The following is a 16,759-nucleotide window of genomic DNA, read 5'->3' on the forward strand; positions in this document are numbered from 1 at the left end:
CTTCTTGTCTTTTTTTATATCACGACTTGAGTGCCAACTTCTGAAAAAATAAAACGAGTAACTGTATGCGCATAAGGATGGATTTGTTCTATAAAAAATTCTGCCTCTTGAAACGTTTGGAAATGTAATTTTAGCATGAAGCAAGAATCACCAGATATTCGATAACAAAAGTCAACGTTAGTAAGTTGCTGAATATGATTTTTAAATGAATCGTACCGTCCTTCTTTAATGGTTGCTTCTACTAAACATTCAATAGGAGAACCTAGCTTTTCGTAATCGATTTTTAAACTGTATTCTTTAATGAGTCCAAAAGATTCCATTTGTCGGACACGCTCTGTTATGGAAGGAGCTGATAAATTAATTCGTTTAGCTAATGAACGCATCGACAGTCGACTATCTTGAGTCAGTTCATTTAATATTTGTCGATCAATCATATCGATTTTCAAATGTAAATCCTCCTTCAAAATAAGTTGTTGGATATAAAGTATTAGTTCGATATTTGTTTCAAATGAAATGTGATAATTTTTAATCATTATATAAAATTATTGTAGAAGGAGTGAATAAAATGACAAAAATACCTTTATCCCAAATAGGAGAAACACCATTTCAAAAATTACTAGGTCATAATCCTAAAATCTTATCCAGTTGGACAAGGCTAGAAAAAGATTTGATTGAAGAGGGAGCCTTAAGTTCGGATGTGAAAGAACAAGTTAGAAGAACATTAGCGCAATCAAATGGATGTGCATATTGCAAGGCAAAAGGAAAGCCAAAGAAAAAAATGATGGATGAAAAAATGATTTTAGCAACTGGATTTGCAGATCTTTTTTTAAAGGTGAAAGGAAATATCCCTGATTCAATATTTTTACTCATGAATGAAACATTTACTATTCCAGAAATCAGTGAATTATGTGCATTCATTACGTTTTGTACAGCATCTCAATACTACGGAGCAATCATGAATTTACAGCCAATTGATAGTCCCTGATTTTACTTTTTTTACACACTTTTATATTTTTTCTTTAGTGCATTCTGAACAGTCCATCTTTGATGTTCATGAAATAGATGATCGATTGCATCAGCCGGATCGATCCATTGTAAGACATGATCATCCTCGATTGGACTTTGTACTTCCTCTCCAGCATCACAACGATAGAACTGCCCTTCGTTCAAATAATATGTCGTTTCATTTTGTGAATAGAAATATTGATTGGCTCGTCCGATGAAATCACCGATATTGACGTCCATTCCCGTTTCTTCAAGTACCTCTCTTTTTAAACATTCTTCTGGCGTCTCATTGGCTTCAATACCTCCACCCGGAAGAAACAACTTGCCGTCCTTTTTTTGAATGACGGCGATTTTACCTGTTTGAGGGTCGCGCATGACCGCATAAACAGCAGGTCTCGTGATGTAGTGTTGGTTCTGTTGTCTCTGCCCGAATGTGATGACATCCATTGTTTAATCACTCCTTTTCGTATAATCATTTGAATTCAATCATACCTTACAAAATAGTATGTAAGCATCAGCCGTACAAAAACCCCTCATTTCGATTTAGAAATGAGGGGTGACCTATGAGCAAAGATCGTTTGTTTCAAGCGAAATTTTTAATCGATTAACCGAGTGACAAGTATTTGACCTCGAGATAATCTTCGATGCCGTAGACGCCACCTTCGCGGCCAAGACCACTCTCTTTATAGCCACCAAATGGAGCTTGTGCAGCAGATGGTGCGCCATCGTTCAGACCAACGATCCCGTATTCGAGTCGTTTTCCGAGCATCAATGCTTCATCGATGCGTTCAGAGAACGCGTAAGCCGCAAGTCCGTATGGTGTGTTGTTCGCCCGTTCGATGACTTCATCAAGTGTCTCAAAGACAGAGATCGGTGCGAGCGGACCAAACGTCTCTTCCTGCATGCAAAGCATATCTTCCGTGACATTCGCAAGCACGGTCGGTGTGACGAAGTAGCCGACCGATTCGTCAATCGTACCACCAGTCAAAATCGTTGCTCCTTTTGCGACAGCGTCATCGATGTGTGCTTTGACTTTTGCAACGGCTTTCGCATTGATCAATGGACCAACTGTCGAGTCAGCGTCCATGCCGTTCCCGACTTGTAGTTGTTTGACGGCTGCTGTGAATTTTTCCGTGAATGCATCAAGGACAGATGCTTGCACATAGAAACGGTTCGTCGCGACACACGCTTGACCACCGTTGCGGAATTTTGAACGCATTGCCCCTTCGACAGCTTTATCGAGATCCGCATTTTCCGTGACGATGAAGGGTGCGTGACCACCGAGTTCAAGTGATAGTTTTTTCATCGTATCGGCTGCTTGGCGCATGATCAATTTCCCAACGGCTGTTGAACCTGTGAACGTGATTTTGCGAACACGGGAATCGGCTTGCCAGACACCACTGATTGTTGCCGCGTCACCTGTTAGGACATTGATGACACCTTTAGGGATACCTGCTTCTTCTGCTAGTTCAACGAGGCGAAGTGCCGTAAACGGTGTCTCTTCCGATGGTTTAAGGACGATCGTACAACCTGCTGCAAGAGCCGGTGCGAGTTTACGTGTGATCATCGCTGCCGGGAAGTTCCACGGTGTGATTGCTGCAACGACACCAACCGGTTCTTTTTCGACGAACAGTCGCTTTCCTGGAACGGAAGCCGGAATCGTTTCACCGTAAATCCGACGTGCTTCTTCAGCGTACCAACGAACATATTGATTGCCGTAATCGACTTCACCGAGCGCTTCGACATACGGTTTCCCTTGTTCCGTCGTCATGATTCGGGCGAGTTCCTCGCGGTGTTCATTGATCAAGCGATACCAGGCATCGACTAAATTCGCACGTGTGTCTGCGGTTTCGTTTGACCACTTCACGAATGCTTCGCTCGCTGCGTCAACGGAACGTTGTGCGTCTTCCGCTGAACTGGCCGGAACATGTCCGAGCAATGCTTTCGTTGCTGGGTCATAGACCGGAATCGTTTCTGACTTATCGTACCATTCACCATTAACTAAGTTCTTTTCAATCATCTTGTTGCACCTCCGTGAATTTCATTACGTCCTCCATTAAACACCTCAAAACGAATGAGCGGAAGTTCCGCTTTGGATGGACCGTCATAACGAAACGGAATGACTCAACAAAATAGTTAATCGACTGAATAATCGGGAACAGTTACAATAAATGGGGAATGAAAATGTCAAAATTGATAAAGGGGTCGAAAGTCATGAAACGGAACTGGATCATTAGCGGTGTGGTGCTAAGTTTACTACTAAGTGGATGTGGGGGAAGCGAAGTCGCCGAGAAAAAGTCTGAAAAACCACGAGAAACTGAACAAAAAAGGCAAGCTACTCAGCAAGCATACATAGAAAAGACGATACAGCGTGCCGAGCGTTACGCTGCCCAGTACGATTATGAGCGAGCAATCAAGGTATTAAAACCTGTACGCACAAAAGAGACGATACAAAGAACGAAAGAATACGAACAGAAAAAGCAGGCGCTCCTGCCTGTGACGAAACCTGTGCCGCATCTCTTTTTCCATTCATTGATTGCCGATCCAAAACGAGCATTTGACGGCGACCGGAAGGAAGCAGGATACGATGATTATATGGTAACGCAACAGGAGTTCGAACGAATCTTAGATGCGTTATACAAAAACGATTACGTACTCGTTCGACCGACGGATTTAGCAAAAGAGATGAACGGCAAGATCGTCGAGACACCCGTCCGTTTACCAAAAGGAAAACAACCGCTCGTTCTTTCTCAGGACGACGTCAATTATTATGAATACATGGAAGGGGATGGATTTGCGAAGAATTTGAAAGTGAAGGATGGTAAAATCGTCAACGAGATGGTCGGAAAGCCGGATGGTGCTTATGATCTCGTACCGCTCGTTGATGCGTTCGTCCAGTCTCATCCTGACTTTTCCTATAAAGGAGCAAAAGGGTTGCTCGGCATCACAGGTTACAACGGGGTGCTCGGTTATCGTTCCTCCTACAATCAATACGGACACAATGAAAAGGTTGAAACGGCACGAAATCAAGCGAAGCAGGCCGCTGTCGCATTAAAACAGGACGGCTGGCAGTTCGCGAGTCATACGTACGGACATATTTGGGTCGGGAAAGAATCAGTCACGACGATTCGCGCTGATCTTAAACGCTACAAACAGGACGTAGCACCGCTGATCGGAAAAACGCCGCAATTGATTTATCCGTACGGCAGTGATGTCGGAGATTGGCACGATTATTCTGGTGAGAAATATCGTTTGCTCATCGATAGCGGTTTCCGCTATTTCTTTAATGTGGATGCGAGTCAACATGCGTGGAAACAAGTTGGTCCCGACTATTTCCGTCAAGCCCGAATCAACGTTGACGGGATTCGTCTACGTCAAGCCGTTGCTGGAAAGACGAGTGTCCTCGATCCATTCTTTGATGCGAAAAAGGTCTTTGATCCAGCGCGACCGGAACGGAAGTGAGTGATTGAAAACTAGTTAATCCATCGAGTAAAGCAATTAAAACGGTAGTGGCTGCGTCCCGTCCTGATCTGTAAAGTGATACGTCTTCGCGAGATCGGCAACGAAGATGGCTTGTCCAGAATAACGGCTAACGGCGTCATCCGCCATCAGCGCTGCAACGGCTCGTCCGATATAGGTCGTCGATTCAGTCGCGGCACTCGCGAAACCGGCATCGACGACCCGTTCCGTTCGCATGAAACCGGGGCAGAGTGCGATGACAGAAATGGTCGTCTGATCTAACTCCTGCGCCATGACGTGTGTCATTCGATTAATCGTTTGCATCGCCAAATCATAATAGAGGTTTCCTGCCACCTGATCTGGAGCGAATGACGTCAGATTGATGACGAGCGCGGCTGGACTCTGTTGCAGTAATGGCATCGCAGCCCGAATCGTCCACAAATACGCTTGTGGTCCGGCAGACATCATCGCGTCCCAATGTTCTGGTGGTCGCTCCCAAAACCGTCGTCCGGTTCCAGACGGCAAGTGGCTTTCCGAACCACCGAATACACAATTGACGAGGAGATCGATTCGACCATGTTGATGTTGGATCTGCTGAATGAGACGATCGATATCATCAAGACTTGTATGGTCACAAACGACCGGGATGCCAAGTCCGTCGCGTGCCGTGACACCAGCAGCCGTCTCTTCGATCGTCTCGCTACGATTGTCCGTCGTCTGTTCATTCGTACTTCGTCCCGTGACGTAAACAATCATTCCGGCGTCACCTAAAGCATAAGCGATGCCACGTCCGGCGCCACGGGAGGCGCCAGCTACGAGTGCAATACGTTTTGGCATGATGAAACTCCTTTCAGATATGAGAAGACGGATGGGCAGATGCGCATCCGTCTTCTTCTGTTTTAAAATCCTTTAATCGTCATCCCGCCATCAACATAAAGTGTTTGTCCCGTCACGTAACGGGCAGCGGCAGATGATAAGAAGACAACTGGACCAACGAGCTCTTCTAATTCACCCACCCGACCGAGTGGTGTCACGTCAACGATCTCCTGCAGATATGTAGGATCTTTTAGTAAGGGTTCCGTCAGCGGTGTTTTAAAATACCACGGTCCGATCGCGTTGACACGAATGTTTCGTGGTCCCCATTCAAGCGCCAGTACTTTCGTCATCTGAATCATCGCCGCCTTCGTCGTCGCATACACGACACCGGTCCGTAAAGCGACGTGCCCCGCGACGGAGGCGATGTTCAGAATACTTCCACCTGTCTCTTGCATTCGTTTCCCGATTTCTTGAGCAAAGAAGAAGGCGGATTTCAGATTCGTCTGTTGAATCGTTTCCCACTCGTCTTCTGTTACATCGAGTGCCTTCGAGCGAATGTTCATTCCGGCATTGTTGACGAGTCCATCAATCTGCGGTACTTGTTCATAAGCTCGAGCTACCGTCTCGACGACTTGTTTCCGGTCAGTGATGTCGCACGGGAATATGTAAGCCGTTCGACCGAGTCGTTCGATTTCTTGCGCTGTCTCCTTTAAGTCGCGTTCCGTCCGGGCGACGAGAATGATGTCGGCACCAGCTTCTGCCATCCCGATAGCAAGTGCCCGTCCAATGCCTCGCCCAGCTCCGGTGATGAGAAATGTTTGATTCGTTAACGAAAAACTAGGAAGATACATGATGTCACGTCCTTTTATTGAGAGTCACTCCTTACTCTAATGAAAAATAGACTGAAAAGAAAGAAAAATCAATGCATTTCGAAATGATAATGGTAAAATATTGAAAAGGAGGGATGAGATGAAGCGTGGTTTAGTTATGACATTATGTATAGCACTCGTGAGTCTTTTAGCTATTCAATTGGTCGGAACGGAAGTCTACCGTTATTTCTTTTATGATCCGGCAACTTCTCAAGCCCAAATTATAGTTAATGGAGGAGGAGAAGAAGGTAAACCGACCAAACAAAAGATAGATGTACGAAGCGAGGGATTTGCGGATAAGGATGCATTAGGAGTTGTTACCTTTTACGGTGTCGTCGGTCTTGTCATACTACTGATTGTCCTCTTCAGTGTACGCTACTTCTTGAAGCGTTTACGAAAACGACGCAGACGAGAGAATGTAATCGACGATTTAATGGAGCCGCCGCCAGTGTTTACACAGAATCGTTCGATACGACAAACACTTGTTGGTGAAGAATCAGAGTCAGAGATTCGCCGTCTGTTACAAACGTTCGATCGAAAACTGACACGACAAAAACGCCGCCGCTCCGAAGAGACGGTCGGCGAATGGTTACAGCGGATTGATGTCACGCTCGATCCATCGATCTATCATCTCGTCCGGTACGGTGAGACACCGGACTCGGCGATTTCGCAAGATCAGGTCGATGATCTAAGGAATGAACTACAAGTGCATCTTCAACGCGACTGACCGAGTAAATCAAGCAGGATGGCATGATGGGAGGCGTCTCGTGAGACGAGTGACAATTTGCGGACGACATCAAACCCATCAACCGGTAACGTCTTGATTTCAGGGGATAGTCCGTCTTGAAAAATCTCCGGTAACAGGGCGATGCCGAGCCCGGCGCGAATGAAACCGAGGACGCTCGATCCGAATTCCATCTCGTTTTCTGCCTGATAGACGGCACCTCGTTCGATGAACGCGTCTTTTAGGATGTTCGTCGAATCGCAATCAATCGGGAGCGATAAAAAAGAGGCATTTCGAATTTGATCAAACGCAACTGACGTGCAGCCTATAAATCGTTCATCGTCTTGATGCACGTAAAGCAAAAAAATCTCCGTATATAAATGCGTCGTATGATACGGATGGATATGATGACGATCGTCGAGTAAAACAGCATCGTATCGGCGTTCTTCAAGCCCTTGCATCAAATCGATCGTCGTATGCGCCGTCTTCAACTTGAGATCCGGGGCCGTCGCGTGACGTGAGACATGACGCGGTAAATACGTCATCGCGACGCTCGGCCATGATCCGAGCGTCAGCGTCGTCCGTTCATCGATCGTACCAATCCGCTGTTTCATTTGATCAATCCGGTCAAGGAGTTCACGGCTCTCTTCAAAGACGATTTCGCCTGCATGCGTCAACGTGACACCATGTGCTGATCGATGCAACAGCGAGACTTCGAGCGCACTCTCAAGACTCTTGATTTGTTTACTTAATGCCGGTTGCGTCATATGCAGTACTTCGCTTGCTTTCGTCAGGCTTCCGGTTTCTGCAGTGACGAGAAATGCTTCCATCCATTCGGTCTTCATTGGTTCACGCTCTTTTCATACAGGTTGTCTAGAACGTACGTTATTTGAACGCGTCTGACAATCATTTTGCACTTTTTATATTCTTGGTTTGGAATATTCTGAATTGGGAATATATAAAATAAAGAGGTGAACGGATATGAACGAGCAGATGTCCGCACGATTTTCAGCACTCGGCGACCCAATACGATTACAACTCATCGAAGCATTACGAAAAGGTCCTCGCTCCGTCAATGAGTTAGCCGATCAACTACACTTACGCCAACCGCAAACCTCGAAGCACTTAAAGCTGTTGCTTGACGCAGAACTAATCACTGTCGAGCGGCAGGCGAATCGTCGCTTGTATAGCCTTCGTCCAGAAGCTTTTCGAGAACTTGTCACGTGGAGTAACACAATGGCTCAGATGGAAGCACGCATGTATCGTCTAGATGAACATTTGCAGCGGATGCAATCATCCGCGAAGGGAGACGAGACGAATGAAAAAGGAACTGAAGACATCGATTGATGGTAAGGTGCTACGAATGGAATGGGTTTGTGAGGCACCGCGAGAAATCGTCTTTGCCGCATTCACGGAAAAAGAGCAACTCGAAGCCTGGTGGGGACCAGAAGGCTGGGAGACGACAATCAAAACGTTCGAATTTCAACCGGACGGCGTTTGGCATTATTGCATGCGGTGTGTCGATCCAACACAAGGTGATTTTTATGGCATGGAGTCGTGGGGGAAAGCAATTTTTAGACATATCGATGCCCCGAACACCTATAGTCATGCCGATTACTTCTCCGACGCGTCAGGAGCTATCTCTGAAAATTTACCAGGTAGTGAAAATGTCACGACATTCATTGACCATGGAGAAACGACCTTGATTGTCTTTGAATCGACCTACGAAACGGAAGCAGCTGTGCAAGAAGTGCTGGGGATGGGAATGAAGGAAGGTTTCACGTCGCAACTGTATCGCCTAGATCACCTATTGACGAAACAGTAAGAAGGAGTCGATGTTTTGGTGCGGAAGATCGGTTTGGCTTTATGTATCCTATTCTTAGTAGGTTGCGGAAAATACACGATGGAAGAGGCAAAGGAGAACGGCGACATAATCGTCCAGAAAGGTGTTGAGAACAGCGACCGATTCGAGTCTTTTTTGAATAAGTCGAAGCAAGGAAAATCAGATCAGATTCGCATCACAGCCTACACGACCGAGGGAGATCCGATTGTGTATGACGTCGAGTATGACGGCAAGACGTATCAGTATTCGTCTGATGCATCACGTGATCAGTTCGGTTCAACAGACGACGATCGAAAGAATGAAGTCTGTCAGCAACTCGATAAAACGATCGTGAAGCAAGAGGCAATCTATACGTTAAGTAAATGCGCTGAAGGAACGGATCATGAATTGCTACGATTACCAAAACAATAATCAAAAAGGATCGTGTCCCGTCGAAATGATCAGCGGGCACGATCCTTTTCATTCGCTATCAAGACGACGCAAAGCTTCACGCCAACTTGAAAAACGTTCAATCAATAAAGTCAGTGAAGGTGCTTGGTGCGCACGTGCCCACTTAGCATACTGCTGACTCGTCAATAGCGGTCCATGAGTTACTGCAGCTTGTTTAAGTGCTTCTAGGCAGTCTTGGTCAGTGAAGAAACCGTTCGAGGTGAGGTCGAAGTGTGCTAAGGCTTTTTTCCACGTACCGAACCGACGAATGATCGTATTCGCACTTAACATCTCTGGATGTAAATCCCGTAATTCCGTGTAGGAGCGAATCGTCATGTTCGTTCCTTTTTGTGCGACATAAAAGGCGACGCTTTCTTCGATTGACCACCGTTTCGTTCGTTTGACCGCAGCCGGGCGATTCAACGTCATCCGGTCTTTGGTCGATAAGTGAGAAGCCTTGACGATGCCAGCTTTCTCTAAAAGGTGTGCCCACGAGCCGAATCGTGCATTGATTTCTTCAAGTGATGGGTAAGGAAGTTGAGCCGCTAACTTTTGATAATGGGTAGCTTTCATAGGTGAATGGTGCATTTGATGAAGACCTTGAATCAAGCGGATGATCTTCTCATCCGTTGCTAAGGTAGAAGTGGAAGTCGGATGTTGACGCATGCAAGATATCTCCCTTTTGAATGGTTGTTTCAATTAAAGGCTAGTGTAGCATGAGCGATTTCGAGAACATACTAACAATATCGTAAGGTAAGAAAAATAGCGCATTCTCATCCAGGAAATACAGGGGAATCAGAGGTGATATACGAATATTTTATTATAGAAGAAAAGAGGGGTGACTGATCAAGGACAGAAATTTAGACGATTGATACGATGGAGGATATTTTAAAGATGCTCGATGCGCGACTGCGTGAACCAGGACCGTTTTGGGACAAGTTTTATGAAGATCGGAAGAAACCGGTCCCGTTTTTTTAAGAATATTCCTGATGAGAACTTAGTTCGCTATGTCGAACAGGGTTGGATCTCGCCAGATGACGTTCTAGATCTCGGAACAGGACCGGGGCGAAATGCGATCTATCTCGCAACACACGATTTCTCGGTGACAGGACTGGATCTTTCAGCAACCGCGTTAGAATGGGCAACGGAACAAGCACAACAGACTAGAGCGCATGTTGCGTTTCGAAAGCAAGATTTTCTAGAGACGACAGAACAGAATACATATGATTTCATTTACGATTCAGGCTGTTTTCACCATATGGCGCCACATCGCCGTTTGATCTACGTGACGCGACTGAAAGAGATGCTACGACCAGGAGGATATTTTGGGCTGACCTGTTTTATTGCGGGCGGACCGCTTGGCGGGGCGACGTTGACGGACTGGGAAGTCTATCAGGAAAATAGTCTCCAAGGTGGACTTGGCTATACGAAAGAGCGATTACTCTCCATATTCGATGCATTCGACATCATCGAACTAACGGAAATGAAACCCGTCGACAATCCAGAGGCATTATTTGATCATGCTGGACTGTGGACCGGTTTGTTTCGATTAAAGAATTGACTCGTCCGACATCCGAGTTGAGAACCAATCAATAAAATAACGGACATCTTCCAGAGAGACGATTTGTTGCGTATCGTAAGCGGCGAACAGTGACAAAAAGCGCGGTTCGTCAGGAAAATAATGAAACAGGATCGGTCGGAGTGTCTCTAGGTCATGCACGAAGCTTTGATCTTTCTCTAAGATGAGGTGATAGGCGCTCCGAACAATCCGTTTCACGATTGAATCCGAATCAAGCAGAGCGACCTGACCTGTTTCTAGGAGAAATAAATCAGTTTTCAACTGTTCGCATAACCCACCGTTTAACGCGAAACCAAGAGCGCATGTCGGACGAAGAGACGGAAATCGACTTTGGAGATTTTCGCCTGCCAAAAATAAGTTGACGGACTTCAACCAGACGCCCCAGCGAAGTGCTTCGTCATCCCGTATGACGTCGCCAAGCAGACCGATGTCATAATCGATTTTGGTGACAAATGGATAGTTCGTCAGCCAATGTTCTGTCCGTTCATCTAACTGCATGTGTTCTTCTTCCGTCAACGGTTCTGTCAAAATCAGTGTAAAATCGAGATCGGATTCAAAGGGACGAGCCGTTCCTTTTGCAACGCTGCCATACAAGTACACGCCATGAAATGCGGATAAGGTTTGTACATAGGCGACGACGTCGCGAATCACGGTACGATAACGGACAGGAATTGCTTCAGCGGAAGTTGGATTGTGGATGTAGCCATTTTTCGTGCCAAATGTCGTTGGATACTGCATCTGTTTTCCTCCTCATCCTTCAGGAATTGATTGATAGCGATACCAGGTCTTGTTTCGCTGCACATATAAAAACATCGTATCATCTTTTTCTTGATAGATGACCGTACCGCTCTTAAGTCGATTCGCCATGCCGTCCTTGAGTGTCGTTTCGGATCGCATTTTTTTGATACGTGGACCAGGTGTTAAGGAGAGATCCGAGGCAGTTACTAATTGATCCAGTCGATAAACACGGTCATTTAAGCGGACCACATCTTGATTTTGTTCGATGGCTTCAGCCGCGATGAGGTCTGTCGTTGTAATCGTCGTCTCTTCCTGGCATCCACTGAGACAAAGAACAATTAACATTGTAGTAGCTAAAACTTTTTTCATGAAACACACCTCTTTCTCTAGTTATATATCGTAATTTCGATATATTCGGGTTATGCGATATAAGGGGGAGCATCATGATTTCATCTGATTTTGAAAAAAATTTACAACCGACTACAGTCACGGTTCAAAGAAAACCTATCTCACCAGAGTGTACGTATTCTCCAACAAATTCAATTTGCGACGAATCCGACGATCAAGGAGATTGCCGAGGCATTTCGCCTCTCACATAATACGACGTCCGAGCACGTCAAGAAGTTGGAGAAATTAGGTTATATCGAAAAAAACGGAATCCGGAAGAGCAACGTCAAGTAACGATCGATTTAACAAATGATGGAGATACCATCGTTCGGCGTCACACAGAACTTGATCCTGAACGGTTGAATCGAGTGCTTGCTACGATGTCAAAAACAGACTAACAGACAATTGAACAGGCGTTTCGATTATTGCGGGAGGCTGCAGATGATTGCTTTTCTCGTTAAGGTATTGTCAAGCGCAGTGGTCATCGGTCTCGTTACCGAAGTTGCCCGTCGTTCACCGTCACTAGGTGGCGTATTGTCCGCGTTGCCGGTCGTTGGTCTGATCAGTTTCGCCTGGCTCGTCAAACAAGGAAGTGAACGGACCGAGCTCAGTACATTTTTAAAGAGTGTATTACTCGGGTTACCGGCGACATTTTTTATTGCTAGCTGTCTTGTATTGGCTCATTCGCTTAGGGATTCCTGTGTTTTTCAGTATAGTTGGTGCAACGAGTTTTTTTATCGTCTGTTGGTATGTTCAACGTTATCTACAACAGTGGTGGCAGACGTAACGGAAAAGGAGAGAAAGCGATGGAAACCCTTCAAACAGAACGATTGACGATTTATCCATGCACAGCGACAGACGTAACGCGTTTACAACAATAGCAATACGAGAACGGACCTGAAGTACAGCATCACTTGACGTTACTCGCGTCAGATCCATTGATGCTGTACTGGGGAAGTTGGCTCGTCATGACAAAAGACGGGCAGGTAGTCGGAGATATTGGATTCAAAAGGAAACCAGACTCGCGACAAGCAGTCGAAATCGGTTATGGTTTGTTACCAGCGTTTCTCAATCGAGGTTTTGCGACGGTAGCCGTCTGAGCCTTGATTGATTGGGTGTTCGACCAAACCGAAGTGAAGGCTGTACTCGCAAAGACGGATTTGACGAATCAAGCATCGATCAGGGTGCTTGAAAAAGCGGAATTGATTCAGATTGGGAGCGACGATCGGTATATCATGTGGGAGCGTTTGAAGTAGGTGTAAAGGAAACTTGACAGGTGGTGCGTTATTTACATATAGTGGAATAAGTGAGGTGGAACTATGAAAAATCAGGTCAAGAAGATGCGCGAGGGACGAGGTTGGTCGCAAGGCGAACTGGCAAAACGATTGAACGTATCGCGTCAGACGGTCATTTCCATCGAAAAAGAGCGGTATAATCCGTCACTTGACCTCGCTTTTGCACTGGCTGATTTGTTTGAGCAACGAATCGAAGACATCTTTACACCGAGACGAACGAGCGAAGGGGGAGTAAAATGAAACGATTAAATACATTGTTTGAAATTGCTCTAATCGTAATAGGTATATACATGACGAAGGAAATTCCAGAAATAAAAACGATTGGCATCGTACTGATTTTAGCAGGTATCACATCATTTATCACAAGCATGAGTTTCTCAGCAAACGAACCATACGACGAGCGACAAAGAGAGGTGAAGACGCGTAGTGGACACATCGCCTATATAATTAGTATTGGTTATCTTTACTTGATTTTAGTACTCGTCAATCTGTCGATTATTCAAGACATTCAATTTGCGGTGTTATTGGCATTAGGAGGACATATCTTACTCTTCCCAATTACATTGTTGTACGTGAATCGAAAGATATGAAGAACTGAATGTTTATAAAATGATACTTGTAACCGTTATCAACAATGGTATAGAATGTAATGGAATAGGGATTGTTACTGGTCAAGCAGGCGAAACCCAAATCAGCGTCACTGAAACCGTGAGTGACGTTTGATTTGGGTTTTTCTATTTTTCCTGATTTGAAAGGAGGTCACCGATGATCATTCACCAAATTTTTAACAACAATGTTATTAGTGTATTTGACGAAGTAGGGCGTGAGCGAGTCGTCATGGGGAAGGGAATCGGATTTAAGCGGAATTCAGGACAGACGATATTAGCCTCAGATGTAGAAAAAGTCTTTTATCTCGATGATGCAGGTAATCATGAACGATTTAAATTATTACTTCAAGAAATTCCTGAAGAAATCATCGTCTTGACTGATGATATCGTAACGATTGCTAAATTGACGCTTGGAAAAAAACTCAATGAACTTGTCTACATCGCTCTTGCCGACCATTTGCATTTTGCATTAGAACGTCATGAAAAAGGTTTAGAGATCAAAAATGTATTGCTTTGGGAGATTAAGCGTTTATACCAAGATGAGTTTAATGTAGGTTTGCAAGCGCTTAAATTGGTTGAAGAAAAATTCAATATTAAATTACCTGAAGACGAAGCAGCCTATATTGCACTTCATATAGTGAATGCTGAATTAAACGAAGAGATGCCGAATATCGTTTCAATGACAAAAGTCATTCAAGAAGTATTGAATCTCGTAAAATACCACTTTGCACTGGAGTGGGATGAGAATACTCTCGCCTATCATCGTTTTGTTACTCATCTCAAATTTTTTGCACAACGACTCGTGACGCGAACCGAATATGAAGGAGATGAGAGTGCGCTTTTTGATCTAGTGAAAATGCAATATCCCAAGTCCTATATTTGTACTGAAAAAATTTCTTCCTTTATTCAGACAAAATATGATTATCGGTTGACGGATGAAGAAAAATTATACCTAACGGTTCATATCACAAGATTAATTAAAGAAAAAAAGAGTAGTTGACATATAAAAGTAAAAATGTTATTATTTGTTTATTAAATATATATTTATTGGGATTGTTACTGGTCAAGCAGGCGAAACCTAGATGAGAACAAGTAACGTATTTCATGAAAATACGTCTTGTTTCACCTAGGTTTCTTTTTGTGTCTATCAACTATGGAGGTGTCTTATGAAATACGATCAATTAGCAAAAAAAATCATTGAATCTGTCGGAGGCGAACAAAACGTTAGTTCACTTGTTCATTGCGCGACTCGACTACGTTTCGTACTTAAAGACAAAGCAAAGGCTGATAAATTAAAACTTGAAAAACTAGAAGGTGTCATTGCTGTAAAAGAGAGCGGAGGGCAGTTTCAGGTCGTTGTCGGAAATACAGTACCTGAGGTATATCAAGCAATTGGAAAACAAACAAAGCTGATGGAGGAGTCGACAGAAACTAGTAAGACAAATGAAAAAGGAAACATTTTTGGTCGAGCAATCGATATTATTTCAAGTATTTTTACGCCATTGCTTGGTGTCATGGCGGGAGCTGGTATCTTAAAGGGTTTACTTGCGATTGCGACGAATGCAGGTTGGTTAATTCCTACTGAAACAACGTATATCATCTTAAATGCTACAGCGGATAGTCTCTTTTACTTTTTACCTATTTTGTTAGCGGTTACATCAGCGCGGAAGTTTGGTGCCAATCAATTTGTTGCCATGACAGTAGCGGGTGCTTTAATCTATCCAACAATCATTCAACTGAAGACGGATGCAGTCACGACGACATTCTTCGGTATACCCGTGACGATGATGTCATATACATCTACGGTCATTCCAATCATTCTTGCCGTTTGGGTTATGAGTTATGTTGAAAAATTCTTCAATCGACATGTCCATGAGAGTGTTAAAAATTTTGTTACACCTTTGATTGCTCTCATTACAATCGTTCCATTAACGTTAATCGTGTTTGGACCAATCGGTGTCACGTCAGGCGACTTGATTGCTGCCTTCATTCTAAAGGTATTAGCATTTAACCCAATTTTAGCAGGGGCGTTCATTGCTGGTGTATGGCAAGTCCTCGTCATTTTCGGTATTCACTGGGGAGTCGTTCCGATTTTCATCAATAACATTGCCACTAAAGGATATGATTACATCAAACCGGCAACAGCTCCAGCAATTTTTGCACAGGCAGGAGCATCATTCGGTGTCATGCTTCGTTCAAAAAATAAAAAGTTAAAAACATTAGCAGGTTCTACGGGAATTACCGCGTTATTCGGTATTACAGAACCTGCCGTATATGGAGTCACTTTACGCTTAAAGCGTCCTTTCATTGCGGCTGTCATTAGTGCAGCAGTGGGGGGAGGGATCGTAGGGCATTTTGGAAGTGTAGCAGTAGCTTCTGGTCCTCCGGGATTATTGACGTTACCCGTCTTCATTGGCGATAGTATGACAGCATTTTACGGGTTGTTAATTGGTGTCGGTGTCTCATTCTTTTTATCGATGGTCTTAACATACATCCTTGGATTTGAAGATGATCCGATTGAAAAAGAAGCAGAAAAAAATGTTCGTGCATCAACAGATATGACGATTCCAAGCCCAGTTTCAGGTCAAATCGTTTCTCTCGAAAAAGTTTCTGATAGTGTATTTGCGAGTGGAGCGATGGGACAAGGTTTCGCAGTCGTTCCAACTGAAGGAAAAGTAATCGCCCCAGTATCAGGTCAAGTAACTGCTATATTTGCAAGCAAGCATGCGATTGGTATTCGATCAGAGAATGGGATGGAAATCCTCATTCATGTTGGGATTGATACGGTACGCTTAGATGGAACTCACTTTGAATTACACGTCGCACAAGACCAGAAAATCGAACCAGGAGATGTATTAATCACTTTTGATATTGAATCGATTCAAGCGGAAGGATATGACATCATCACACCTGTGATTTTCACGAATTTATCAGAAGAACGACAAATTACGATTGATCAAGATCAAATTTCAGTAAGTGAATACAATAAACCTGCTTTTGCATAAGA

At 44.3% G+C, this 16,759-nt stretch carries 23 protein-coding genes and 1 pseudogene; 15 read left to right on the forward strand and 9 right to left on the reverse strand.

Translation table 11 applies throughout. The features are described 5' to 3' along the window. Nucleotides 1–14: 14 nt before the first annotated feature. The gene (locus B2U10_RS08050) at nt 15–446 is read right to left on the reverse strand and encodes an Lrp/AsnC family transcriptional regulator (protein ID WP_290786654.1); all 432 of its coding nucleotides are present in this window, start codon (nt 444–446) and stop codon (nt 15–17) included. A gap of 119 nt (nt 447–565) precedes the next feature. Between B2U10_RS08050 and B2U10_RS08055 the strand changes: the two genes are divergently transcribed. Continuing rightward, entirely contained in the window at nt 566–985 is a 420-nt protein-coding gene (locus B2U10_RS08055) for a carboxymuconolactone decarboxylase family protein (protein WP_035407609.1), read from the forward strand. Nucleotides 986–996: 11 nt separating this feature from the next. On the opposite strand, the gene B2U10_RS08060 is transcribed toward B2U10_RS08055, so the two are convergent. Further along, on the reverse strand, nt 997–1,452 hold the full coding sequence (locus tag B2U10_RS08060) for an NUDIX hydrolase (RefSeq protein WP_290773946.1): 456 nt from the start codon (nt 1,450–1,452) through the stop codon (nt 997–999). Between the two features lie 157 nt (nt 1,453–1,609). Further along, nucleotides 1,610–3,025 carry an NAD-dependent succinate-semialdehyde dehydrogenase gene (locus B2U10_RS08065; protein WP_290786657.1) on the reverse strand — a complete coding sequence of 472 codons (1,416 nt, stop codon included), beginning with the start codon at nt 3,023–3,025 and terminating at the stop codon, nt 1,610–1,612. Nucleotides 3,026–3,219: 194 nt separating this feature from the next. Here B2U10_RS08065 and B2U10_RS08070 point away from each other — a divergent pair, with 194 nt between their 5' ends. Continuing rightward, the gene (locus B2U10_RS08070; protein ID WP_290786659.1) at nt 3,220–4,467 is read left to right on the forward strand and encodes a polysaccharide deacetylase family protein; all 1,248 of its coding nucleotides are present in this window, start codon (nt 3,220–3,222) and stop codon (nt 4,465–4,467) included. 36 nt (nt 4,468–4,503) lie between these two features. On the opposite strand, the gene B2U10_RS08075 is transcribed toward B2U10_RS08070, so the two are convergent. Together B2U10_RS08075 and B2U10_RS08080 are read right to left on the reverse strand one after the other, a co-directional pair. Continuing rightward, complete coding sequence (locus tag B2U10_RS08075; RefSeq protein ID WP_290786661.1) at nt 4,504–5,301, reverse strand: SDR family NAD(P)-dependent oxidoreductase; 798 nt, start codon at nt 5,299–5,301, stop codon at nt 4,504–4,506. A gap of 62 nt (nt 5,302–5,363) precedes the next feature. Next, nucleotides 5,364–6,131: an SDR family NAD(P)-dependent oxidoreductase gene (locus tag B2U10_RS08080; protein WP_290750812.1), complete on the reverse strand. Its 768-nt coding sequence runs from the start codon at nt 6,129–6,131 to the stop codon at nt 5,364–5,366. Between the two features lie 118 nt (nt 6,132–6,249). Between B2U10_RS08080 and B2U10_RS08085 the strand changes: the two genes are divergently transcribed. Beyond that, nucleotides 6,250–6,876 carry a hypothetical protein gene (locus B2U10_RS08085; RefSeq protein ID WP_290786662.1) on the forward strand — a complete coding sequence of 209 codons (627 nt, stop codon included), beginning with the start codon at nt 6,250–6,252 and terminating at the stop codon, nt 6,874–6,876. Here B2U10_RS08085 and B2U10_RS08090 read toward each other — a convergent pair. Continuing rightward, on the reverse strand, nt 6,864–7,718 hold the full coding sequence (locus B2U10_RS08090; RefSeq protein ID WP_290786663.1) for a LysR family transcriptional regulator: 855 nt from the start codon (nt 7,716–7,718) through the stop codon (nt 6,864–6,866). The two genes, B2U10_RS08085 and B2U10_RS08090, sit on opposite strands and share 13 nt — an antisense overlap. 136 nt (nt 7,719–7,854) lie before the next feature. Between B2U10_RS08090 and B2U10_RS08095 the strand changes: the two genes are divergently transcribed. Genes B2U10_RS08095 through B2U10_RS08105 form a run of 3 tightly spaced genes read left to right on the forward strand, consistent with a single transcriptional unit; the run spans nt 7,855 to nt 9,127 of the window. Then, complete coding sequence (locus B2U10_RS08095) at nt 7,855–8,220, forward strand: ArsR/SmtB family transcription factor (RefSeq protein WP_056061757.1); 366 nt, start codon at nt 7,855–7,857, stop codon at nt 8,218–8,220. Next, nucleotides 8,192–8,698, forward strand: a complete 507-nt coding sequence (locus B2U10_RS08100; RefSeq protein WP_056061754.1) for an SRPBCC family protein — start codon at nt 8,192–8,194, stop codon at nt 8,696–8,698. The genes B2U10_RS08095 and B2U10_RS08100 overlap by 29 nt, the downstream gene beginning before the upstream one ends. Nucleotides 8,699–8,716: 18 nt before the next feature. Then, nucleotides 8,717–9,127 carry a DUF4362 domain-containing protein gene (locus B2U10_RS08105; protein WP_056061751.1) on the forward strand — a complete coding sequence of 137 codons (411 nt, stop codon included), beginning with the start codon at nt 8,717–8,719 and terminating at the stop codon, nt 9,125–9,127. 48 nt (nt 9,128–9,175) lie between these two features. Here the strand turns inward: B2U10_RS08105 and B2U10_RS08110 are convergent, their stop codons facing one another. Next, the gene (locus tag B2U10_RS08110; protein ID WP_290786665.1) at nt 9,176–9,811 is read right to left on the reverse strand and encodes a homing endonuclease associated repeat-containing protein; all 636 of its coding nucleotides are present in this window, start codon (nt 9,809–9,811) and stop codon (nt 9,176–9,178) included. Between the two features lie 210 nt (nt 9,812–10,021). Here B2U10_RS08110 and B2U10_RS08115 point away from each other — a divergent pair. Beyond that, nucleotides 10,022–10,706: pseudogene (locus B2U10_RS08115) on the forward strand (SAM-dependent methyltransferase). On the opposite strand, the gene B2U10_RS08120 reads toward B2U10_RS08115, so the two are convergent. Together B2U10_RS08120 and B2U10_RS08125 are read right to left on the reverse strand one after the other, a co-directional pair. Further along, nucleotides 10,695–11,462: a nucleotidyltransferase domain-containing protein gene (locus tag B2U10_RS08120; RefSeq protein WP_290786668.1), complete on the reverse strand. Its 768-nt coding sequence runs from the start codon at nt 11,460–11,462 to the stop codon at nt 10,695–10,697. The pseudogene B2U10_RS08115 and the gene B2U10_RS08120 overlap by 12 nt on opposite strands. Nucleotides 11,463–11,474: 12 nt before the next feature. After that, a complete protein-coding gene (locus tag B2U10_RS08125; RefSeq protein ID WP_290786670.1) occupies nt 11,475–11,831 on the reverse strand; it encodes a hypothetical protein in 357 nt (118 codons plus the stop codon). A gap of 90 nt (nt 11,832–11,921) precedes the next feature. Here B2U10_RS08125 and B2U10_RS15550 point away from each other — a divergent pair, with 90 nt between their 5' ends. The 8 genes from B2U10_RS15550 (at nt 11,922) to B2U10_RS08160 (ending at nt 16,757) form a co-directional block, all read left to right on the forward strand. Further along, nucleotides 11,922–12,143, forward strand: coding sequence for a MarR family transcriptional regulator (locus B2U10_RS15550; protein ID WP_414655315.1), 222 nt, complete (start codon nt 11,922–11,924; stop codon nt 12,141–12,143). 147 nt (nt 12,144–12,290) lie between these two features. Next, complete coding sequence (locus B2U10_RS08130) at nt 12,291–12,683, forward strand: DUF3147 family protein (protein ID WP_290786672.1); 393 nt, start codon at nt 12,291–12,293, stop codon at nt 12,681–12,683. Between the two features lie 80 nt (nt 12,684–12,763). Then, nucleotides 12,764–12,949, forward strand: coding sequence for a GNAT family N-acetyltransferase (locus B2U10_RS08135; RefSeq protein WP_290786674.1), 186 nt, complete (start codon nt 12,764–12,766; stop codon nt 12,947–12,949). A gap of 3 nt (nt 12,950–12,952) precedes the next feature. Then, complete coding sequence (locus B2U10_RS08140) at nt 12,953–13,105, forward strand: hypothetical protein (protein WP_290786676.1); 153 nt, start codon at nt 12,953–12,955, stop codon at nt 13,103–13,105. Between the two features lie 63 nt (nt 13,106–13,168). Next, the gene (locus B2U10_RS08145) at nt 13,169–13,384 is read left to right on the forward strand and encodes a helix-turn-helix transcriptional regulator (RefSeq protein ID WP_290773911.1); all 216 of its coding nucleotides are present in this window, start codon (nt 13,169–13,171) and stop codon (nt 13,382–13,384) included. 50 nt (nt 13,385–13,434) lie between these two features. Next, on the forward strand, nt 13,435–13,734 hold the full coding sequence (locus B2U10_RS08150; RefSeq protein ID WP_290786678.1) for a hypothetical protein: 300 nt from the start codon (nt 13,435–13,437) through the stop codon (nt 13,732–13,734). Between the two features lie 175 nt (nt 13,735–13,909). After that, on the forward strand, nt 13,910–14,752 hold the full coding sequence (gene licT, locus B2U10_RS08155) for a BglG family transcription antiterminator LicT (RefSeq protein WP_290773905.1): 843 nt from the start codon (nt 13,910–13,912) through the stop codon (nt 14,750–14,752). A 166-nt stretch (nt 14,753–14,918) separates the two neighbouring features. Next, on the forward strand, nt 14,919–16,757 hold the full coding sequence (locus tag B2U10_RS08160) for a beta-glucoside-specific PTS transporter subunit IIABC (RefSeq protein WP_290786681.1): 1,839 nt from the start codon (nt 14,919–14,921) through the stop codon (nt 16,755–16,757). Nucleotides 16,758–16,759: the final 2 nt, after the last annotated feature.

This window comes from Exiguobacterium sp. UBA7533 (genome assembly GCF_002479335.1).
Classification (GTDB): domain Bacteria; phylum Bacillota; class Bacilli; order Exiguobacteriales; family Exiguobacteriaceae; genus Exiguobacterium_A.